15 protein-coding genes and 1 riboswitch are annotated in these 20,024 nt (G+C 72.8%); of the genes, 8 read left to right on the top strand and 7 right to left on the bottom strand.

Annotation, left to right across the window (positions count from 1 at the left end):
- Positions 1–294 precede the first annotated feature (294 nt).
- Positions 295–1,107, bottom strand: coding sequence for a PaaX family transcriptional regulator C-terminal domain-containing protein (locus ACIF80_RS33480; RefSeq protein WP_399811706.1), 813 nt, complete (start codon positions 1,105–1,107; stop codon positions 295–297).
- Positions 1,108–1,290: 183 nt separating this feature from the next.
- Positions 1,291–1,485, bottom strand: a complete 195-nt coding sequence (locus ACIF80_RS33475; RefSeq protein WP_399811704.1) for a DUF5999 family protein — start codon at positions 1,483–1,485, stop codon at positions 1,291–1,293.
- Between the two features lie 240 nt (positions 1,486–1,725).
- Here ACIF80_RS33475 and ACIF80_RS33470 point away from each other — a divergent pair, with 240 nt between their 5' ends.
- Complete coding sequence (locus ACIF80_RS33470; protein WP_399811702.1) at positions 1,726–2,196, top strand: DUF6299 family protein; 471 nt, start codon at positions 1,726–1,728, stop codon at positions 2,194–2,196.
- A 61-nt stretch (positions 2,197–2,257) separates the two neighbouring features.
- Here the strand turns inward: ACIF80_RS33470 and ACIF80_RS33465 are convergent, their stop codons facing one another.
- The gene (locus ACIF80_RS33465) at positions 2,258–3,319 is read right to left on the bottom strand and encodes a PucR family transcriptional regulator (RefSeq protein WP_399811700.1); all 1,062 of its coding nucleotides are present in this window, start codon (positions 3,317–3,319) and stop codon (positions 2,258–2,260) included.
- A gap of 297 nt (positions 3,320–3,616) precedes the next feature.
- On the opposite strand from ACIF80_RS33465, the gene ACIF80_RS33460 reads away from it, so the two are divergent.
- The 5 genes from ACIF80_RS33460 (at position 3,617) to ACIF80_RS33440 (ending at position 14,027) form a co-directional block, all read left to right on the top strand.
- Positions 3,617–3,997, top strand: coding sequence for a hypothetical protein (locus tag ACIF80_RS33460; protein ID WP_399811697.1), 381 nt, complete (start codon positions 3,617–3,619; stop codon positions 3,995–3,997).
- Positions 3,998–4,257: 260 nt separating this feature from the next.
- Positions 4,258–6,303, top strand: coding sequence for a flotillin family protein (locus tag ACIF80_RS33455; RefSeq protein ID WP_399811695.1), 2,046 nt, complete (start codon positions 4,258–4,260; stop codon positions 6,301–6,303).
- A gap of 70 nt (positions 6,304–6,373) precedes the next feature.
- Complete coding sequence (locus ACIF80_RS33450) at positions 6,374–11,404, top strand: DNA repair ATPase (protein WP_399811692.1); 5,031 nt, start codon at positions 6,374–6,376, stop codon at positions 11,402–11,404.
- Between the two features lie 324 nt (positions 11,405–11,728).
- Positions 11,729–12,529, top strand: coding sequence for an SGNH/GDSL hydrolase family protein (locus ACIF80_RS33445; RefSeq protein WP_399811689.1), 801 nt, complete (start codon positions 11,729–11,731; stop codon positions 12,527–12,529).
- A gap of 253 nt (positions 12,530–12,782) precedes the next feature.
- Positions 12,783–14,027 (top strand): cytochrome P450, encoded by a 1,245-nt coding sequence (locus ACIF80_RS33440; protein ID WP_399811686.1) that lies wholly within the window; start codon positions 12,783–12,785, stop codon positions 14,025–14,027.
- 88 nt (positions 14,028–14,115) lie between these two features.
- Here the strand turns inward: ACIF80_RS33440 and ACIF80_RS33435 are convergent, their stop codons facing one another.
- The 4 genes from ACIF80_RS33435 to ACIF80_RS33420 are packed head-to-tail and all read right to left on the bottom strand — an operon-like array spanning position 14,116 to position 16,924.
- Positions 14,116–14,967 (bottom strand): energy-coupling factor ABC transporter ATP-binding protein, encoded by an 852-nt coding sequence (locus tag ACIF80_RS33435; RefSeq protein WP_399811683.1) that lies wholly within the window; start codon positions 14,965–14,967, stop codon positions 14,116–14,118.
- Entirely contained in the window at positions 14,964–15,713 is a 750-nt protein-coding gene (cbiQ, locus tag ACIF80_RS33430; RefSeq protein ID WP_399811680.1) for a cobalt ECF transporter T component CbiQ, read from the bottom strand. The genes ACIF80_RS33435 and cbiQ overlap by 4 nt, the downstream gene beginning before the upstream one ends.
- A gap of 6 nt (positions 15,714–15,719) precedes the next feature.
- Positions 15,720–16,109 carry an energy-coupling factor ABC transporter substrate-binding protein gene (locus ACIF80_RS33425; protein WP_399811678.1) on the bottom strand — a complete coding sequence of 130 codons (390 nt, stop codon included), beginning with the start codon at positions 16,107–16,109 and terminating at the stop codon, positions 15,720–15,722.
- Positions 16,106–16,924 carry an energy-coupling factor ABC transporter permease gene (locus ACIF80_RS33420; protein ID WP_399811675.1) on the bottom strand — a complete coding sequence of 273 codons (819 nt, stop codon included), beginning with the start codon at positions 16,922–16,924 and terminating at the stop codon, positions 16,106–16,108. The genes ACIF80_RS33425 and ACIF80_RS33420 overlap by 4 nt, the downstream gene beginning before the upstream one ends.
- A 29-nt stretch (positions 16,925–16,953) precedes the next feature.
- Positions 16,954–17,185: riboswitch (cobalamin riboswitch) on the bottom strand.
- A 239-nt stretch (positions 17,186–17,424) separates the two neighbouring features.
- Between ACIF80_RS33420 and ACIF80_RS33415 the strand changes: the two genes are divergently transcribed.
- Complete coding sequence (locus tag ACIF80_RS33415) at positions 17,425–19,032, top strand: ABC transporter substrate-binding protein (RefSeq protein WP_399811673.1); 1,608 nt, start codon at positions 17,425–17,427, stop codon at positions 19,030–19,032.
- Positions 19,033–19,052: 20 nt separating this feature from the next.
- Positions 19,053–20,021, top strand: coding sequence for an ABC transporter permease (locus ACIF80_RS33410; RefSeq protein ID WP_399811720.1), 969 nt, complete (start codon positions 19,053–19,055; stop codon positions 20,019–20,021).
- Positions 20,022–20,024: the final 3 nt, after the last annotated feature.

Genomic DNA, 20,024 nt, shown 5'->3' with positions numbered 1-20,024 from the left:
TTGCAAGGCCCCCCGCGGGGGGCCCCGCGCGGGGGGTGGCGCCCCCCCGGGGGGCCCCCCCCCCCCCGGGGCGGGGGGCCCCGCCCCCCCCCCCCCCCCCCCCCCCCCCCCCCCCCCCCCCGGAACCCGTCGCACCGATCATGCCCGGCCCGTCTGTGGCGCAATCATGGAGGCCGTCACGGATGCGCGATGGCGGCGGCGGTCACGGATGAGTGAGGACGGCGGCGGTCACGGGCGAGTGAGGTCGGCGGTGGAAGGAGGCTGTGCGGGCCGTGCTGCGTCACGTGGCACGTGTCACAGGCCCGCGAAGACCGCCCCCGCGTCCCGCAGGCGTGCGTGCAGACCGTGGAAGACGCCCGCCGAGCGGACTCCCGGCCAGCCCTCCGGGAGCAGCCCGGGAGGCAGCCCGGGATCGGTGTAGGGGAGGTGGCGCCAGGAGTCGAGGGCGAGGAGGTAGTCGCGGTACGCCGCCTCGGGCGGGGTGTCCTCGCGCTGCCGCCAGGCGTCCAGCACGTGCGCGTGACGGTCCAGGAACGCCTCGTGCTCCTCGGCGATCCCGGCCAGGTCCCACCAGCGGGCGACCGCCTCGAGGGTGGGCGTGAACCCGAGGTGCTCGCCGCGGAAGAGGTCGACGTAACCGTCCAGCTCCAGCCGCTCCAGGGTGTGCCTGGTCTCCTCGTGCAGCCGGGCCGGCGCGATCCACACACCCGGGGCGGCGGTGCCGAAGCCGAGGCCGGACAGGCGGGAGCGCAGGAGGTGACGCTTCTGCCGCTCGGACTCCGGCACGGAGAACACGGCGAGCACCCAGCCCTCGTCCCCGGGACTCGCGGAGGCGTGGACGCGGCGGTCGCTGTCGTCCAGCAGCCGGCGGGCCTCCGGCGAGAGTTCGTAGCCGGCCGCGCCCTGGGCGGTGCGGGCCGGCAGGAGCAGCCCGCGCCGCTTGAGCCGGGACACCGACGAACGTACGGCGGGAGCGTCGACACCGACCGCGGCCAGGAGCCGGATCAGCTCGGCGACGGGCACGGGGCCCGGAACGAAGCGGCCGTACGCGCCGTAGAGCGTGACGATGAGAGACCGTGGGGCAGGCTGGTCGGACACGTTGATCATCTTAGGTCGTGCCGATCGGCGCCCTCCCCCCGGGCGTCGGCATCACGCCTGGTCATCTCCCGTACTGGAAAAGGAGGTTCCGGTACAGGGGAGGCGGGCCGGTGGGACGTCCGGGGCGCGGGCCGGTCCCGTGGGACCGGCGGAGGGAGCGGGTGTGCGGCGCGACCTCCGTGCCGTGTCCGTTCAGGCGGCGACGGTGAGGTGGTCCGCGGGGATCCGGTGCGGGGCGATCACGCGGCCGTCGGGCAGCAGTTCACCCGTGTCGTCGAAGACGATCGCGCCGTCGCACAGCAGGCTCCAGCCCTGCTCGGGGTGGGCGGCGACCACATGGGGGACCTGTACATGGGGCCGGGGGCATGACGTCCGGTGGGCACACATGGCGCACCTCCACATAGGTGGATCGATCCGAATGGGTCGTCTACGAGGACCATGCCCCCGCCGCGGACTCGCCGGAACGGACGGACGCGAAGCGTGACAGCTCCCGGACAATCCCGGGACGGTTCCCCGACGGCCGATGCCGACTCGCCACCGAAGGGGTGAGGGTCACTCCTCCCGGCCCGCTCTCCCGGTACTGGTGGGGCCTCACACCCTCGTTCCCTGCGTTCCGGGAGGTTCCCCATGTCCGTACCCGCTTCCGTGTCCGGGTCCGCGCGTCCCGTCCTCATCCGCGCGGCGGCCTGCGCGGCGCTGCTGTTCGGCACCGCCGTGGCCGCGCCCCCGGCGGCGTCCGCCGCCCCCGCCCCTGTCCACGAGACCGTGACGGTGGACTCCGAGGGCCGCATCGCCGCCGACGGCACCGTCACCCTCTCCGGCACGTACCGCTGCCTGGACGCCTCCGGGCCGGTCCTCGTCGGCTCCTCCGTCCACCAGGGCACCGCCCCCACGCGGTACGGCGTCGGCGGCACCCGGGCGGTGTGCGACGGCGAGACCCACACGTGGGAGAACACCGGACGGGTCCCCTCCGGCACCCTGGAGGCCGGCGCCGCCGACGTCGAGGCCACCCTCACCGAACTGCGTCCGGTCGACGGCCTGCTGCTGCCCGTGTTCCACGCGGTCCAGCAGCAGGAGGTCGACCTGGTCCGCGGCTGAGTGAGGGGCGCCCGCCTGCCGTTCGGCCGGCCCGGTCCGGGCCGGCCGAACGGCAGGCGGATCAGAGCTGCTCGTCCGGCCAGGCCAGCAGGCGGGCACCGATGACCGCGGTCTGGAGCATGTAACGGTGGGCGGGCTCGGCCGGGTTGGCGCCGGTGAGTTTGTGGATGCGTTCCAGACGGTACGTCAGGGCCCGCACGCTCAGTGAGAGCCGGCGGGCCGCCTCCGCCGCCACGCAGCCCGAGTCGAAGTACGCGGTGAGCGTGTCGAGGAGCGGTTCCGCGCCGCCCCGGGCCGAGGTGAGCGGGCCGAGCGTGTTGTGGACCAGGTCGGTCATGGCCTGGCGGTCGCGCGCGAGGACGGGATAGACGAGCAGCTCGGCGGCGCGCAGCACCGGCTCGTCCAGCCCCAGCCGTTCGGCTATCTCCAGCGTGCTCAGGGCCTCTTCGTACGACTGGACGACCCCGCCGGGTCCGGACTGCGGGCGGCCGATGGCGACCTGGCCGCCGTCGGTGGCGGCGTGCGCCTGCTTGGCGAAGTGCGTGAGCACCTCGCCCTGGTGCCCCGGCGCGACGCACAGCAGCCGCCCGTCCTTGGTGGTGAGCAGGATGCTGCGGTCACCGAACCGGGAGATGAGGGCCTGCTCCACCTGCCGCGGCACGGCGTCCCCCTCGTCGTAGGCGACGGGGCCCCGGGCGACGGCGACCGCGTGCTCGTGGGAGAGCCGCAGGCCGAAGCGTTCGGCGCGCTCGGCGAGCCGGCCGAGGTCGCTGCGGCCGTAGAGGAGGTCGTCGATGAACTCCCGCCGGGCCGCTTCCTCCTGGCGGACAGCCAGCCGCTGTGCCCGCTCGTAGCCCTCGGCGAACGCGTCCACCGCCTGCTGGACGGCGGCGAGCGCCTCTTCGGCCGAGTCGTCCCGGCCGCGCGGCCAGGCGTCACGCGCGGCGGTCAGGTGGGTGCGCACCAGGGCGCGCAGTCCGAAGCCCGCCTCCGCGGCCCGTTCCCCCAGGTTCCGGCGGGAGGACAGCTCGTCGCGGGACAGGCGCCGGCCCGTGGCCGCGACCTCCTTCAGAATCTGGGCATAACCTTTGAGATACTCCTCGGGAATCTCCCGCTCCGCCACATCGCCCCCCGAATCCTGACGCGTCCTTGATGCGTCCTTGACGCCGTCCTGACGCGCGGTGTGATCCACACCCGGCATGCAGACCCTAGTGAACATTGCCGGAATCCGGCAATGCGGGGGTGGTGGCCGGCCGGGCATCATGGTCCGCGGGGAGCACCGCGGACGGTTCCGGTGCCTGGCACCGGCAGGTGCGGGGTGCCGGAACCGGCGGGGGCGGTGCGGTCGTCGGCGTGAGCCGTCAAGAGGGACGCGGGACGCAGAACGCGGGACGCGGGGACCGGGAAGGGGTGGCCGGGGATGCACATGATCGCGGATGCCGCCACGGGCCTGCCCACGCTCCTGCTGACCGCCGCCCTCGTCGTGGCAGCCGGCTTCTGGCTGCTGGTGGCCGTCGGCGTCACCACACCGCAGGCCTTCGACCCGGACGCGGATCTCGACGCCTGGGGGATGGGCGGGGTGCCGGTCGCCCTCGCGCTCTCCCTGCTGACCCTGTTCGCCTGGCTGTTGGCCACCGGCGTGACCGTGCTGCTGGACGCGCACGTCCCCGAGGGGCCCGGCGCCGGACTGCTGCGCCTGCCGGCCCTGGCCGGAGCGCTGCTCGCGGCCTGGCGGCTCACCCGCTTCTTCGTGCGTCCGCTGCACCGCCTGCTGCCCGACGAACCCGGGCCGTCCCGGTAGTTCCGCGGGTCAGGCGGGAACCGGGGCGGTTCGCCCGGCGTGTCCCGTGGCGGAGCCGGCGCGCGGCTCCCGTGCGGGCCACGCGCTCAGCACCGCCGCGCCCCGCCGCGCAACCGTCACTTCGACGTCACGTCACCATCACGCCGCCACCGTGCCGTCCGGGCCGGGCGGCACCGGGGCGGTCATGTCCGCCCCACGTCCCGGCGCCCGGCGCCGGCCTGCCACTTCCGTTCGTCACCCAGCTCCGAAGGACGTATCCCATGGATGCTGCCACCGTGGGCATCGCCGTGCTCGTCGGCGTCTGCCTTCTCGTCGTACTCGTCGTGCTGTTCATCATGTCCAGGCTGTTCCGCAAGGTGGAGCAGGGCAAGGCGCTCATCGTCTCCAAGGTCCGCAAGGTCGACGTGACCTTCACCGGCCAGGTCGTGCTGCCGGTGCTGCACAAGGCCGAGGTGATGGACATCTCGGTGAAGACCATAGAGATCACCCGGGCCGGCAAGGAGGGCCTGATCTGCCAGGACAACATCCGGGCGGACATCCGCATCACCTTCTTCGTCAAGGTCAACAAGACCGTGGAGGACGTCATCAAGGTGGCGCAGGCCGTCGGCACCGCGCGGGCCAGCGACCGCAACACGCTGCAGGAGCTGTTCCACGCGAAGTTCTCCGAGGCGCTGAAGACCGTCGGCAAGCAGCTGGACTTCACCGACCTCTACACCAAGCGTGAGGAACTGCGGTACCGGATCATCGAGGTCATCGGTATCGACCTGAACGGCTACCACCTCGAGGACGCGGCGATCGACTATCTGGAGCAGACGCCGCTCGCCCAGCTCGACCCGGGCAACGTCCTCGACGCGCAGGGCATCCGCAAGATCACCGAGCTGACGGCCGTGGAGCACGTCCGCACCAACGAGGCCCAGCGCGGCGAGGAGAAGGAGATCACCCGGCAGAACGTCGACGCGCGCGAGGCGATCCTCGAGCTGGAGCGCCGGCAGGTCGACGCCGAGATCAAGCAGCGCCGGGAGATCGAGACCGTACGGGCCCGCGAGGAGGCCGAGACGGCGCGGGTGGTGGAGGAGGAGCGGCTGCGCGCGCAGAGCGCCTTCCTGCGCACCGAGGAACAGCTCGGCGTGCAGCGCGAGAACCAGGCCCGCGAGGTCGCCGTCGCCGCCAAGAACCGCGAGCGGGTCATCGCCGTGGAGAGCGAGCGCATCGAGAAGGACCGGATGCTCGAGGTCATCGCCCGCGAGCGGGAGACCGAACTGACCCGGATCGCCGCCGACAAGGAGGTCGAGGCGGAGAAGCGCGACATCGCCGAGGTCGTCCGGGAGCGGGTCGCGGTGGACCGTACGGTCGCCGAGCAGGAGGAGTCGATCAAGAGGCTGCGGGCCGTGGAGGAGGCCGAGCGGGAGCGGCAGGCCGTCATCATCGCCGCCGAGGCCGAGGCGCAGGAGAGGCTGGTCAAGGACATCAAGGCCGCGGAGGCCGCCGAGGTGTCCGCCACGCACCGTGCAGCCGAGGAACTGACGCTGGCCGAGGCCCGGCTGAAGGCCGCCGACCTCGACGCCCGCGCCAAGGTGCGGATGGCCGAGGGCATCCAGGCCGAGGCCGCCGCCGAGGGGCTCGCCGCCGTGCAGGTCCGCGACAAGGAGGCCGACGTCATCGAGAAGGCCGGCCGTGCCGAGGCCGAGGCGTCCGAGGCCCGGATGCGTGCCGAGGCCGAGGGCGCGCGGGCCAGGGCGCTCGCCGAGGCGGAGGGCATCAGCGGCAGGCTCAGGGCGGAGGCCGCGGGTCTCACCGAGAAGGCGGCGGCGATGGCCGCGCTGGACGAGGCGTCCCGCGGACACGAGGAGTACCGGCTGCGCCTGGAGGCGGAGAAGGACATCCGGCTCGCCGGGCTCGAGGTGCAGCGGCAGGTCGCCGAGGCGCAGGCCACGGTGCTCGCGACCGGTCTGGAGAGTGCCGACATCAGCATCGTCGGCGGGGAGTCCGTGTTCTTCGACCGGCTGATGTCGTCGATCGCGCTCGGCAAGGGCATCGACGGCCTCGTCCAGAACTCCGGGACCGTCCAGGCCCTCGCCGGCCCGTGGCTGGACGGATCGGCGAGCTTCCCCGACGACCTGAGCCGGATCCTGGGCTCCGTGTCGAGCGCCGACGTACAGAACCTGACGGTGTCCGCGCTGCTCATGAAGCTGATGAAGGCGGACGGCGAGAACACCGGACAGATCAAGCAACTGATCGAAAGAGCTGGGGAGTTGGGCCTCGCGGACACACCGCTGGCCGCGCTGAACGGCCACACCAGGGCCTGACCACCCCCGGTCGGGGAGCCGCCGCACAGGGGACGGCGGCTCCCCGACCGCTCCCGTTCGAGAGGCAGCCATGACCACCGGCACCCACGAGACGCCCGGCACGGGCACCCACCAGCAGTCCGGCACGGACGCGCACGACCCGGCAGGCGCGGACATCACCACAGGCACCGCGGCAGGCACCGGCGTCCACGAGGCGGTCAACGGCGGCACCTACCAGGTGCTGCGCGACCGCCTGACCGTGCAGGCCGCAGAACTCGCACGGTGCACCGAGGAGTTGAACCGGCTCCGGATCGACACCTTCGGTTCCGCCGAACTGCGCCTCACCGGCACCGGACGGTTGCGCACCGACCGCGCCGGCGTGCCCCGCGACATCGTCGCCGTGGGCGACGTGCTCCTCTTCGGCTACGGCGCCCAGCCCCGCCCGGAGACGGACACCGCCGTCGGCGACGTCCTCGCCGCCCACGACCGCGACCTGAACCGGCTGCCCGACGACGCCGTGCCCGGACTCCTCGACGACCCCGCCTTCGTACGGGAGTTCGTCGCCCTGCACCGCTACTACCGCCAGGCCCGCCTGCTGCGGCTGCGCCGCGTCGACGGCAGGCTCCTCGCCGTGTTCCAGACCGGCGAGAAGGCCGGCGACATCCGCGTCCTGCGCTGGTCGGTGTCCGAGGACGGACAGGCGGTCTTCCTCGACGCGCGCGGCGACCGCGACCACGCGCGCACCCCGGCCCCGGACATCGAATGGATCCGCACCACCCGCGAGGACCACGTCCTCGGCCGGCACCCGCACGTCTCCGTCCAGGGAGAGGTCTTCGTCGACACGCTCGGCGGCACCCTCACCGTCAGTACGGACAGCGACACCGAAACCCCCGACGGCATCCACTCCGAGCCGGTCGACGAGCCGCTCCAGTCCCTCGCCGACGCCGAAATCTCGTACGCCCGCGTCGGCGCGCTGATCCTGCTGCGCGTCCTGCCCTACAAGGAGACCGCGCACCGCCACCTCGTCTTCGACACCCTCACCCGCACCGTCGTCCGCCTCGACGGCATCGGACAGGGCTGCCGACGCCTGCCCGAGGACCAGGGCATCGTCTTCCCCGGCGGCTACTGCCTGGCCGCCGGCACCCACAAGACGTACGGACTCGACACCACCGGCATGGAGTTCGAACGCGAGGTGCGCTCGCCCAACGGCGAGGACGTGCTGTACGCCTTCCACGCACCCGGCCGGGGCCGCGCCCTGCTCCTGTCGTACAACGTGATCCGCAAGGAGGTCGCCGCACCGCTGAGCTGCCACGGCTGGGCCCTGTCCGACGACGGCGCGCTGACCCTGCTGCGGCCCGACGGCGACGAGCCCGCCCGCGTCCACCCGCTCCAGCTGTGGCACTCGCCCTACGTCTCCGACACCCACGCCGCGGGCCGGCCCGTCGGCGACGGCCCCCTCGACCGGGTCGGCAACGCCGACCTCGTCCGCGGCATCTCCGACTGCCTCTCCCTGGTCCGCTCCGTCACCGAGACCACCCCGACGACCGAGGTGTACGAGGCACTGGCCGCAGCCTGCGTCCGCACGGCCGACGCCCACCACTGGCTCGGCGAACCCGAACTGGGGGACCTTCGAAGCCCGTTGGAGGAGGTGCGCACCACCGCCGAACAGGTCCTGGCCGAGTTCGAGACCGTACGCGACCTCGGCCGCCGCGCCGCCGCCGCGCTCGACGAGGCGGCCGCCCGCATCGGCTCCGTGGTGCGCCGGCTGCGCGGCGAGCAGCCCCGCGAGGCCGCCGCCTGGGTCGCCGGCCTCACCGAACTCCGCCAAGCCCAGGGCCATCTGCTGACCCTGAAGGAGATGCGGTACGCCGACCACGCCCGCATCGACGAACTCGCCGACGAGGCCGGACACGACCTCGCCTCCTTCGGCCGGCGGGCGGTCGCCCACCTCGCCCACGAGGACGCCTTCGCCGCCCACCACGCCGACGTCGAACGCCTCGTCGCCGACGCCGAGCAGATCGACACCGCCGCCGAGGCCGTCCCCGTCGCCGACCGCCTGGACGAACTCGCCGACGGCCTGCGGACGGTGACCGAGGTCGTCGCCGGACTCGACATCGGCGACGCGACCGTCCGCACCGCCGTACTGGAACGCGTCGCCGAAGCCCTGGGCGGCGTCAACCGCGCCCGCGCCACCCTCGACGCCCGCCGCCGCGGCCTGCGCGACCGGGAGGCCCGCGCCGGATTCGCCGCCGAACTCGCTCTGCTCGGCCAGACCGTGACCGGGGCCCTCGCGTCCGCCGCCGACCCCGAGGCGTGCGACGAACAACTGACCCGCGTACTGGCCCAGCTGGAGACCCTGGAGTCCCGCTTCGCGGAGTTCGACGACGTGCTCGGCGAACTCGCCGGCCGGCGCACCGAGATCTACGAGGCGTTCGCCGCCCGCAAACAGAGCCTCACCGACGCCCGCGCCCGCCGCGCCGAACAGCTCGCCTCCGCCGCCGAACGCGTCCTGGAGACCGTCGCCCGCCGCTCCGCGGCCCTCGCCGACACCGACGAGGTCAGCACCTACTTCGCCTCCGACCCCCTGGTCGCCAAGGTCCGCCGCACCGCCGGCGAACTGCGCGACCTCGGCGACCGGGTCCGGGCCGAGGAACTCGACGGCCGCCTGCGCTCCGCCCGGCAGGAAGCCGCCCGCACCCTGCGCGACCGCACCGACCTCTACGCCGACGGCGGCCGCGCCCTCCGCCTGGGCAGCCACCGCTTCGCCGTCACCACCCAGCCCCTCGACCTCACCCTCGTCCCGCACGGCGACGGCCTCGCCTTCGCCCTCACCGGCACCGACTACCGCGCCCCCGTCACCGACCCCGCCCTCGCCGAAGGCCGCCGCCACTGGAACCGGCACCTGCCGTCCGAGTCGCCCGAGGTCTACCGCGCCGAACACCTCGCCGCCCGCCTGCTGCACGAGCACGGCCCCGACGCCCTGCACGCCGCCGACGACCTCGCCGCCCTCGTACGCCGGGCCGCCGAGGAGGCCTACGACGAGGGATACGAGCGCGGCGTCCACGACCACGACGCCCTCGCCCTGCTCACCGCCCTGCTGCCCCTGCACGACGGGGCCGGACTCCTGCGCCACGAACCCGCGGCCCGCGCCCTCGCCCTGCTCCACTGGACCCACGGCACCACCACCGGAGAACGCGCCGACCTCACCCGCCGGGCCCGCTCCCTCGCCCGCGTCCGCGACGCCTTCGGCCCGCCCCCGGCCCTCGCCGACCTGTGCGCCGAACTCGCCCGCAGGATCGGCGCATGGGACGGCGGCCGGGACGGGGCCGGCGGCACCGGCCCGGGGGGCACGCCGGCCCGCCCGGAGGCGGCCGCCGCCTACCTCTTCGACGAACTCACCACCGGAACCGACGGGTTCGTCATCGGCGCGCAGACCCGCACCCTGCTCGACAAGTTCCGCCGCACCGTCGCCACCGAGGCCTACGACGAGGACCTGCCCGCCCTCGGCACCCTCGCCGACCGCCGCCAGCTCGTCGAGGCCTGGCTGACCGCGTACACCGCCGCCACCGGCAGCCGGCTCACCCCCGGCGACCTCGCCGAGGCCGTCGCCGCCGAACTCTGCCCGGACCAGCCCCGCCACGAGTCCGACGCGCCCCTCACCGTCACGGTGGAGGGCCTGCTCGGCACCCACCCCCGCGTCACCGACCGGCGCCTCGTCCTCCGGCTGGACGAATTCCTCGCCCGCACCGAGGAGTTCAGGGACCGCGACACCCCCGCGTTCCGTGCCTTCCAGCGCCGCCGCACCGCCCTGGTCACCGCCGAACGCACCCGGCTGCGCCTGGACGACCACCGCCCGCGCGTGATGTCGTCGTTCGTCCGCAACCGCCTCGTCGACGAGGTCTACCTCCCGCTCATCGGGGACAGCCTCGCCAAACAGCTCGGCACCACCGGCGAGTCGGGGCGCACCGGCACCGGCGGCCTGCTGCTCCTCGTCTCCCCGCCCGGCTACGGCAAGACCACCCTCGTGGAATACGTCGCCGACCGGCTGGGCCTCGTCCTGGTGAAGATCAGCGGCCCGGCCCTCGGCCACTCCGTGACCTCCCTCGACCCGGCCGAGGCGCCGAACGCCACCGCACGCCAGGAGATCGAGAAGATCAACTTCGCGCTGGCCGCAGGCAACAACACGCTCCTCCACCTCGACGACATCCAGCACACCTCGCCCGAACTCCTCCAGAAGTTCATCCCCCTGTGCGACGCCACCCGCCGCGTGGAGGGCGTGTGGGAGGGCGAGCCGCGCACCTACGACCTGCGGGGCAAGCGCTTCGCCGTCTGCATGGCCGGCAACCCCTACACCGAGTCCGGCGACCTCTTCCGGGTGCCCGACATGCTGGCCAACCGCGCTGACGTGTGGAACCTCGGCGACGTCCTCACCGGCAAGGGCGACGCCTTCGCGGCCAGCTTCATCGAGAACGCGCTCACCGCCAACACGGTGCTCGCCCCGCTCGCCGGCCGCGACCGCGGCGACCTCGACCTGCTGATCCGCCTGGCCGAGGGCGACCCCACCGTCCACGCCGACCGGCTCGCCCACCCGTACGCGCCCACCGAACTGGACCGCGTCCTCACCGTCCTGCGCCACCTGCTCACCGCCCGCCGCACCGTCCTCGCGGTCAACGAGGCCTACATCGCCTCCGCCGCCCAGTCCGACGACGCCCGCACCGAGCCGCCGTTCCGCCTCCAGGGCTCCTACCGCAACATGAACAAGATCGCCCAGCGGATCCAGCCGGTCATGAACGACGCCGAACTCTCCGCCGTCATCGACGACCACTACGCGGCCGAGGCGCAGACCCTCACCACCGGCGCCGAGGCGAACCTGCTCAAGCTCGCCGAGCTGCGCGGCACGCTCACCGCCGCGCAGGCCGACCGCTGGGCCGAGGTCAAGGCCGCCCACGTGCGCACCCACGCCCTCGGCGGCCCCGACGACGACGCCCTCACCCGCGCGGTCGCCGCCCTCGCCCTCCTCGGCGACCGCATCGCCGCCGTCGAGTCGGCCATCACCCGCGCCGCCGACCCGCGCCGGATCATGGCCCGCCCGACGCCCCGGCGCGAGGAAGGGGACCTGTGACCGGACGGGGCGGCCGGGGGTGGCCGGACGGCCGGGGGTGGCCGGGCGGGGCGGCCGGGGGTGACCGGCCGAGGTCCCCGGCGGAGGGCGTCGCCGTGACCGTCCCGGGGAAACGGGGCGGCGCCCGAAAGGCCTCCGACTTCGCTGATCCGAGGGCCGATTGAAGGTTTGTCCACGCGCGGAGCGGATCGGCGAAATGATCATTAAGGCATTCCGGACGACTTCTTTCCCAGGTGTTACCGAGGGGTAGCCAGTCCTGCTACAAACACGGTTGCTTCATCAACTACCCGCTCGCCCCCCTCATGTTCGGAAGGGCTGATTGTCATGTCAGCGTCAGTTCGTTCTCTCTGGGCCTCCGTGTTGACCCTCACGATGGGCGCCGCAGCCGTGCTCGGTCTGGCACAGCCCGCCTCGGCCGCCGGCGACACCTACGTGGCTCTCGGTGACTCCTACTCCTCCGGAGTGGGCGCCGGCAGCTACACCTCCGACAGCGGTGACTGCAAGCGCAGCACCAAGGCATACCCGTCCCTCTGGGCGGCTGCGAACGCCCCGTCCTCGTTCAAGTTCGTCGCCTGTTCGGGTGCGACGACGACCAGCGTGTCCAGCGGCCAACTGGGCGCCCTGGCTTCGTCGACCACGCTCGTCAGCGTCACGGCGGGCGGGAACGACGTCGGCTTCGCGGACGTCATGCAGACCTGCGTGCTGCAGAGCCAGGCGAACTGCGTCAGTCGCGTCAACACCGCGGTCTCGCAGATGCAGAACTCCCTGCCGGGGAAGCTCGACTCGCTGTACGGCAACATCCGCGCACGCGCCCCGCAGGCCCATGTGGTGGTCCTGGGGTACCCCCGCTTCTACAGACTCTCGGGCAGCTGCATCGCCGGGCTCACCGAGACCGAGCGCAGTGCGATCAACAACGCCTCGGACGTGCTGAACGGGGTGATGGCGAAGCGGGCGGCCAACGCCGGGTTCACCTTCTCCAGCGTGGTGGACGAGTTCACCGGACATGAACTCTGCTCGGGCGACGCCTGGCTCCACAGCGTGTCGGTCCCGGTCATCAACTCCTACCACCCGAAGGCCGTCGGGCAGTCAGGGGGATATCTGCCCGCTTTCCGCTCCGTGGCCTAGCGGACCTGAGTGTTCGCTCTCTCCCCCCTCGCGTGCGATGGCACCGCGCCGCCCTGCCCGGCCGGTGCCATCGCATCCGCGCACACCGGGCACGGCTCCGGCCCGCGGGCCGCCCCCTGCCCGCCGCGCACCGACAGAGCATTTTCGGCCAACGAACGTCACCTGCTCAACAGGGTCCAGGGCAGGACTGTTCCGGCCAATCGCCAATCAATAACCTTGTGCGGTACATCACTTGTTGACCCCAGGGAGCTTCATGCCCACCGCGCAGCACGTGCCCGACATCCTCTCGCCCGAGTTCGCCGCGGACCCCTACCCCGCCTACCGCGTCATGCGGGACAGCGCGCCGCTCATCTGGCACGAGGCCACCCGGAGTTACATCGTCTCGCGCTACGAGGACGTCGAGCGCGTCTTCAAGGACAAGAACAACCAGTTCACCACCGACAACTACGACTGGCAGCTCGAGCCCGTGCACGGCAGGACGATCCTCCAGCTCAGCGGGCGGGAACACGCCGTGCGCCGCGCCCTCGTCGCCCCCGCCTTCCGCGGCAGCGACCTCCAGGAGAAGTTCCTCCCCTTCATCGAGCGCAACTCGCGCGAACTCATCGACGCCTTCCGGCACACCGGCTCCGCCGACCTGGTCGCCGACTACGCGACCCGGTTACCGGTCAACGTGATCGCGGACATGCTCGGCCTCGACAAGGCCGACCACACCCGCTTCCACCGCTGGTACACCTCCGTCATCGCCTTCCTCGGCAACCTCTCCGGCGACCCGGAGGTGACCGCGGCGGGGCAGCGGACCCGGGTGGAGTTCGCCGAGTACATGCTGCCGATCATCCGCCGGCGCCGCGACCACCCCGGCGACGACCTGCTGTCCACGCTGTGCGCCGCCGAGGTCGACGGCGTGTCGATGAGCGACGAGGACATCAAGGCGTTCTGCAGCCTGCTGCTCGCCGCCGGCGGCGAGACCACCGACAAGGCCATCGCCGGCATCTTCGCGAACCTGCTGCTGCACCCCGAGCAGCTCGCCGCCGTCCGCGAGGACCGCAGCCTCATAGCCGGCGCGTTCGCCGAGACGCTGCGCTACACCCCGCCCGTCCACATGATCATGCGCCAGTCGGCCACCGAGGTCGTCCTCAGCGGTGGCACCGTACCCGCCGGTGCCACCGTCACCTGCCTGATCGGCGCCGCCAACCGGGACGAGAACCGTTACCGCGACCCGGACCGCTTCGACGTCTTCCGCGAGGACCTCACCACCACGACCGCCTTCTCGGCCGCCGCCGACCACCTCGCCTTCGCCCTCGGCCGGCACTTCTGCGTGGGCGCCCTGCTCGCCAAGGCCGAAGTCGAGACCGGCGTGAACCAGCTCCTCGACGCGATGCCCGACGTACGGCTCGCCGACGGCTTCGACCCCGTCGAGAAGGGGGTGTTCACCCGGGGACCGCAGTCCCTGCCGGTGCGCTTCACCCCGGTCACCCCGGTCACCCCGGTCATGGACTGAGTCCCGGGGGAGGAGGCGGGACGGACACGGGTTCCGCCCTCCGGAAAGGGGGCGTTCCGCATGCTGTGCGGTCGGCTGGTGGAGCGCTTCACAGGCCGGTCGCGGCCACTGCCGCCAGTTCCTCCGGGGTGAGAGGGACGGCGGCCGTGCCGGCCGGCAGCCCCCACGCGCGCAGCAGGCGCGCGGCCGCGATGCCCCACGGAAGCCGCAGACCGGCCGCCCGGAGGAGCTCGCTGCGGGCCAGCATCTCGGCGACCGGCCCGGTGCGCACCCCGGACGGCGTGAGCAGTGCGGCGTCGTCCGCCCAGCGCAGGGCGAGATCCACGTCATGGGTCGCCATGACCACCGTGGTGCCCCGCTCGCGCAGCCCGGCGAGCGTCGCGAGCAGCCGTTCCTGACCGTCCGGGTCGAGACCCGCGGTCGGCTCGTCCAGGATCAGGACGCGCGGCCGCATCGCCACCGCACCCGCGATCGCGGCCCGCTTGCGCTGCCCGTAGGACAGCAGATGCGTGGGCCGTTCGGCGAGCGCGGTGATGTCGAGTGCGGCCAGTGCTTCCGCGACCCGCGCCCGTACCTCCGTGTCGGACAGCCCGAGGTTCAGCGGCCCGAACGACACGTCCTGGCCCACGGACGCCGCGAACAACTGGTCGTCCGGGTCCTGCACCACCAGTTGCACCGTCGTCCGCAGCCGGGTCAGCCCCTTGCGGTCGTACCGGACGGGCCGGCCCGCCACGGCCAACTCGCCCCCGCTCGGCCGAAGTCCACCACTCAGCAGCCGCATCAGTGTGGTCTTGCCACTGCCGTTGCGGCCCAGCAGTGCGAGCGCGCGTCCCTCCCGCACCTCGAAGTCGAGGCCGGTGAGTACGGCCGGGCCGTCCTCGTAGGCGAAGGACACGTCCCGCAGGGAGACCAGGGAGGGGACCAGGACGGGATCGCTCACGGCATCCGGCTTTCCAGGAAGAGGGCGACGGCGGCCAGCGCCGCGAGGAACACCAGGCTCACGGCCGTGAACCGTACGGAGACACGAGCCTCGGGTACCAGGACGCGCAGCGTGCCGTCGTAACCGCGCCCGGCGAGCCCCGCCTGCAGCCGCGCCGCCCGGTCGAAGGACCGGACGAACGCCGTCGCGCCGAGACCGCCCAGCGAACGCCAGGACGCCGCCCGGGTGGTGTGCCCGAGCCGGGCCGCCTGCGCCTGACCGATCCGGCGCACCGAGTCGAGCAGCAGGAAACTCATGCGGTACATCACCAGGGCCACGTCCACCAGCGGCGCGGGCACCCCGGCCCGCACCAGACGCGGCAGCAGGTCCGACATCGGCGTGGTGAAGGCGAACAGCAGCACCCCGAGGGACGCCGCCGAGGTGCGCAGCAGCAACTCGCCCGCACGCAGCGGCCCTTCGGGGGCCGGGGAAACGAACCCGTCCGGCCCGCCCACCTGCACCAGCAGCGTGAGCGCCCCGGTGACGCAGAAGCCCAGCGGCACCCGGTAGGCACGCCACAGCCGCCGGCCCGGCACCCCCGCCGGGCCCAGCAGCACCACGAGCGCGGTCAGCAGGACCAGGGCAGCCCCCGGCCACGGAGGCAGGGAGATCGCGAGCACGGTGAGCCCCAGCCCGAGCACGGCCTTGTCCACGGGATGACGGCGGCGCCAGCGACTGCTGTGCGCCGCCGCGTCGATCGGCAGCACGCGGGATCAGGCCCGGGGGCCGGGGGAGACCGCCTCGTCGGGCCGGCCGGTGCCGGCGCCCGGGCCGGCACCGGGCGCCGGCTGCTGCTGCCGTGCCCGTTCCTCACCCTGCCGACGCCCGCGCCGCACCCCGAAGTAGTACGCCAGGACCCCCGCGCCCACGGCGGCCTGGAGGGCGAAGAGCCCCGACTCGATCTCACCGGACGGAGGTTCGTACAACGGCGAGAACCACGGCTCGTAGTCCGGTTCGAGCTCGGTGATGGCGGTCTCCGCCTCGCCGTCCGCACCGGCGAACGGCTCCTCCTTGTGGTCGCCGAGCCCGAGCGCCAGCGGCAGCACCGCGAGCGCGGCCACGGCGAGCAGCAGCAGGGCGTTGATCTTCGCGTTCCTGGTCATCGAGCCACCGTCCCGGTACCGGTCGTCCCCGTCGTCCCTGCCGTGCCCGTCGTCTCCGACTCCGGCTCGAGCTTTGTCCTCGCGTCGGAGCCTTCCCCCGTCCCCGTCCCCGTCCCCGTCTCCGTCGCCGCCGTTGCCGACGCGGCACGCTTACCGGTCAACAGCACGCCGAGACGGGTCAGTTCACCCTTGCTGGACTGCACCAGCAGGCGCATCACCAGGACGGTCAGCAGTCCTTCGCTCACCGCGAGCGGGATCTGCGTGACGGCGAAGATGGAACCGAACTTCCCGAGCGCGCCCGGGAAGCCACTCCCCGGGTCGGGGAAGGCGAACGCCAGCTGCACGCTGGTGACGCAGTACGTGGACAGGTCGGCGACGAACGCGCCGCAGAACACCGCCGCCATCAGCGGTGCCCCGTACCGCCGCGCCAGCCGGTACACGCCGTAGCCCGCCCACGGCCCGACGATCGCCATCGAGAAGACGTTGGCGCCCAGCGTGGTCAGCCCGCCGTGGGCCAGCAACAGGGCCTGGAACAGCAGGGTGATGGTGCCCAGCACCGCCATGATCGGCGGCCGGAACAGGATGGCGCCCAGCCCGGTGCCGGTGGGATGGGAGCAACTCCCGGTCACCGAGGGCAGTTTCAGCGCGGACAGGACGAAGGTGAACGCTCCCGAGGCGCCGAGCAGCAGCGTGCTCTCGGGATGTTCCCTGACTTCACGGACGAGTGACCGGGCGCCGTGGACGACGAACGGCGCCGCCGCGGCGCCCCAGGCGACCGCGTGTACCGGTGGCAGAAAACCTTCGGCGATGTGCATGGCTCAGCAGACCCTCTCCAACACCTCGTGGATGGTTGACGCGCCTTGGCCGGTCTCCTGGCTGACGGGTACCACCGCCCGTGCTCCGCCTTCCCGGGTCCCGGAGGGACCCAGTGGCTGCCCGTCGGTCCTGTCGGGGGGACAGGACCAGGGGCCGGAGCCGGACTTCCCGATCACAGTGGCGAGGGCCGCACCGGTATCGCACCGGATTTCCCGTTCACCAAGGCGTGGCGACAGTAGACCCGGATCCGTCCTGGTGACAAGCGGGTGCGGGGGCGCGCGCGGACGGCGTTCCGCAGCTCGTGCCCCCGCGCACACCCGCGGCCCTGACAGCGGGTGTGCGCGGGTGTGCGCAGGTGGTGCGCCGGCCGCCCTTCGCCGCCCGCCCGGGCGGCCACTGTGTCGCCGGGACGCCGGCATGGGGGGCCGGGGCTCTGGGCAGAACCTTGCTGCAATTAATATGCAACAACGAATTCAGGTCAGTAGAGGTGTGAGGATCGATGACGACCCGACGAATACGGCGCAGTACCGGCGCGGCGACCACGGCCGCCGCGATCGCGGCGGTCGCCGCCTGCTCGGCGCCGACCGGCGGCACGGACGCCGGTGCGGGCGGTGGCGGGTCCGCCGAATCCGTGGTGATCGGGGTCCCCTCCGAACCCGACACCCTGAGCCCCCTGCTCGGCTACGGCAAGGACGGCAACTCCAAGATCTTCGACGGACTGCTCGCCCGGGACGCCGACCTGAAACTGAAGCCCGCGCTGGCGAAGGCCCTGCCCGAGATCGGCGACGACGGCCGCACCTACACCTACACCCTGCGCTCCGGCGTGACGTTCAGCGACGGCGAACCCCTCACCGCCGAGGACGTGGTCCACACGTACGAAACGGTGCTCGACGACAAGACCAACAACACCGCCAAGAGCGAACTGGACGCCGTCGAAAAGGTCCGCGCGGACGGCGACGACAAGGTCGTCTTCACCCTCAAGTACCCCTACGCGGCCTTCGCCGCCCGCACCGTCCTGCCCATCGTCCCCGAGCACATCACCGGTGAGCAGGACCCCAACACCGGCTCCTTCAACACCGAGCCGGTCGGTACCGGACCGTACGTGCTCACCGGCTGGAGCAAGGGCGAGAAGCTGACCTTCAAGGCGAACCCGGACTACTGGGGCGGCGCCCCCCGGGTGAAGAAGATCACCATGGCGGTCATCGCCGACGACGACGTCCGCGCCACCCGGCTGCGCTCCGGCGACCTCGACGGCGCGACCCTCCCGCCCAACCTCGCCGCCACCTTCAAGAACGACGACGGCCGCACCACGTACCGGGCCACCACCTACGACTTCCGCGCCGTCACCCTCCCCACCGCGCACAAGGTCACCGGCGACACCGCGATCCGCCGCGCCCTCGACCTCGCCGTGGACCGCCGGGCCATGGTCGACAAGATCCTCGACGGAGCCGGCCGCCCCGCCTACGGCCCGCTGCCCCTCGACGACCCCTGGTACACCAAGGACGTCGAACGCCCCCAGAACCTCCCCGAGGCTCAGAAGATCCTCGACCGGGACGGCTGGAGGACCGGCAAGGACGGCATCCGTGCCAAGGACGGCGTCCGGGCCGCCTTCACCCTCTACTACCCCTCCGGCGACAAGGTCCGCCAGGACCACGCCCTCGCCTACGCCTCCGACGCCAAGAAGGCCGGCATCGACGTCAAGGTCGAGGGCGCCACCTGGGAGGTCATCGAACCCCGGATGGGCAAGGACGCCGTCCTCGCCGGCTTCGGCAGCACCGGCGACCCCGACTTCGGCCTCTACACCCTGCTGCACTCCTCCCTCGCCGGCGACGGCTTCAACAACATGGCCCGCTACGACAACCCCGCCGTCGACAAGGCCCTCGAGACCGGCCGCCGCAGCCAGGACCCCGAGGACCGCAAGGCCGCCTACGACGACCTCCAGCGCGAACTCGTCAAGAACCCCGGCTACACCTTCCTCACCCACATCGACCACCTCTACGTCCTCGCCGACCGCTGGGAGAACCTCACCACCCAGGTCGAACCGCACGAGCACGGCTTCGCCAGCGGCCCCTGGTGGAACGCCGAGGACTGGCAGCCCAAGAAGTGACCTCCCTGCCCTGGGCCCCGATGGCCCACCTCGTGGCACGGCGGGCCCTGCTCGCCGTGCCCGTCCTCCTCGTCGTCACCTTCGGCGTGTTCGCCATCGCCGCCGCCTCCCCCTTCGACCCCGTCAAGGCCTACGCCGGCACCGCCGCCCTCGGCGCCGACCAGGAGACCCTGGACCGGCTCCGGGACAACCTCGGCGTGGACCGCCCCTTCGCCGTCCGCTGGTGGGAGTGGCTGACCTCCGCCCTCACCGGCGACCTCGGCCAGTCCAGCGTGCTGCGGCAGCCGGTCGCCGACGCGATCGGCGAGCGGATCGTGTGGTCCACGCTGCTGTGCGCCTTCGCCTTCGCCGTCGCCGTCCTGCTCGGCACCCTGCTCGGCGTGCTCGCCGCACGCCGCCCCGGCTCGCTCCTCGACCGCACGGTCACCTCCCTCGCGTACTCCCTGGAGGCCGCGCCGGTCTTCTGGATCGCCCTGCTCGCCGTCTGGCTGTTCGCCCTCCAGCTGGACGTCCTCCCGGCCGGCGGCCTCACCGACACCGGCAGCGAACACGTCACCGCCGGACAGGTCGCACGCCACCTGGTCCTCCCCGCAGGCGTCCTCGCCGTCTCCCAGCTGCCCTGGTTCACGCTGTACGTCCGTCAGGGCGTCGGCGACGCGCTCGCCGAGGACCCCGTACGCGGCGCCCGCGCCCGCGGCCTCGGCGAACGCACGGTGCTCCTCGGGCACGCCCTGCGCTCCGGCCTCCTGCCCGTCCTCACCCTGATCGGCTCCCGCGTACCCGAACTCATCACCGGCGCCCTCCTGGTCGAGAGCGTCTTCAGCTGGCCGGGCATCGCCGCCGCCACCGTCGAGGCGGCCACCGCCGTCGACTTCCCGCTCCTGGCCGCCCTGACGACCCTCGCCACCGCCGCCGTCCTCGCCGGAAACCTCCTGGCGGACCTCCTGTACGGACTGACCGATCCGAGGGTGAAGCTCAGTGAGATGTGACTC

The organism is Streptomyces sp. NPDC085927 (genome assembly GCF_044540975.1).
In the GTDB taxonomy this organism is placed as follows: Bacteria; Actinomycetota; Actinomycetes; order Streptomycetales; family Streptomycetaceae; genus Streptomyces; species Streptomyces hirsutus.
The sequence above is the reverse complement of the archived record's forward strand: the minus strand, read 5'-3'. Positions and strand labels throughout refer to the sequence as shown.

Excerpts from the sequence above, each read along its gene's own strand:
- ACIF80_RS33480 (WP_399811706.1), bottom strand. The coding sequence starts at position 1,107 with ATGATCAACGTGTCCGACCAGCCTGCCCCACGGTCTCTCATCGTCACG.
- ACIF80_RS33475 (WP_399811704.1), bottom strand. The coding sequence starts at position 1,485 with ATGTGTGCCCACCGGACGTCATGCCCCCGGCCCCATGTACAGGTCCCC.
- ACIF80_RS33470 (WP_399811702.1), top strand. The coding sequence starts at position 1,726 with ATGTCCGTACCCGCTTCCGTGTCCGGGTCCGCGCGTCCCGTCCTCATC.
- ACIF80_RS33460 (WP_399811697.1), top strand. The coding sequence starts at position 3,617 with ATGCACATGATCGCGGATGCCGCCACGGGCCTGCCCACGCTCCTGCTG.
- ACIF80_RS33455 (WP_399811695.1), top strand. The coding sequence starts at position 4,258 with ATGGATGCTGCCACCGTGGGCATCGCCGTGCTCGTCGGCGTCTGCCTT.
- ACIF80_RS33450 (WP_399811692.1), top strand. The coding sequence starts at position 6,374 with ATGACCACCGGCACCCACGAGACGCCCGGCACGGGCACCCACCAGCAG.
- ACIF80_RS33445 (WP_399811689.1), top strand. The coding sequence starts at position 11,729 with ATGTCAGCGTCAGTTCGTTCTCTCTGGGCCTCCGTGTTGACCCTCACG.
- ACIF80_RS33440 (WP_399811686.1), top strand. The coding sequence starts at position 12,783 with ATGCCCACCGCGCAGCACGTGCCCGACATCCTCTCGCCCGAGTTCGCC.
- ACIF80_RS33425 (WP_399811678.1), bottom strand. The coding sequence starts at position 16,109 with ATGACCAGGAACGCGAAGATCAACGCCCTGCTGCTGCTCGCCGTGGCC.
- ACIF80_RS33420 (WP_399811675.1), bottom strand. The coding sequence starts at position 16,924 with ATGCACATCGCCGAAGGTTTTCTGCCACCGGTACACGCGGTCGCCTGG.
- ACIF80_RS33415 (WP_399811673.1), top strand. The coding sequence starts at position 17,425 with ATGACGACCCGACGAATACGGCGCAGTACCGGCGCGGCGACCACGGCC.
- ACIF80_RS33410 (WP_399811720.1), top strand. The coding sequence starts at position 19,053 with ATGGCCCACCTCGTGGCACGGCGGGCCCTGCTCGCCGTGCCCGTCCTC.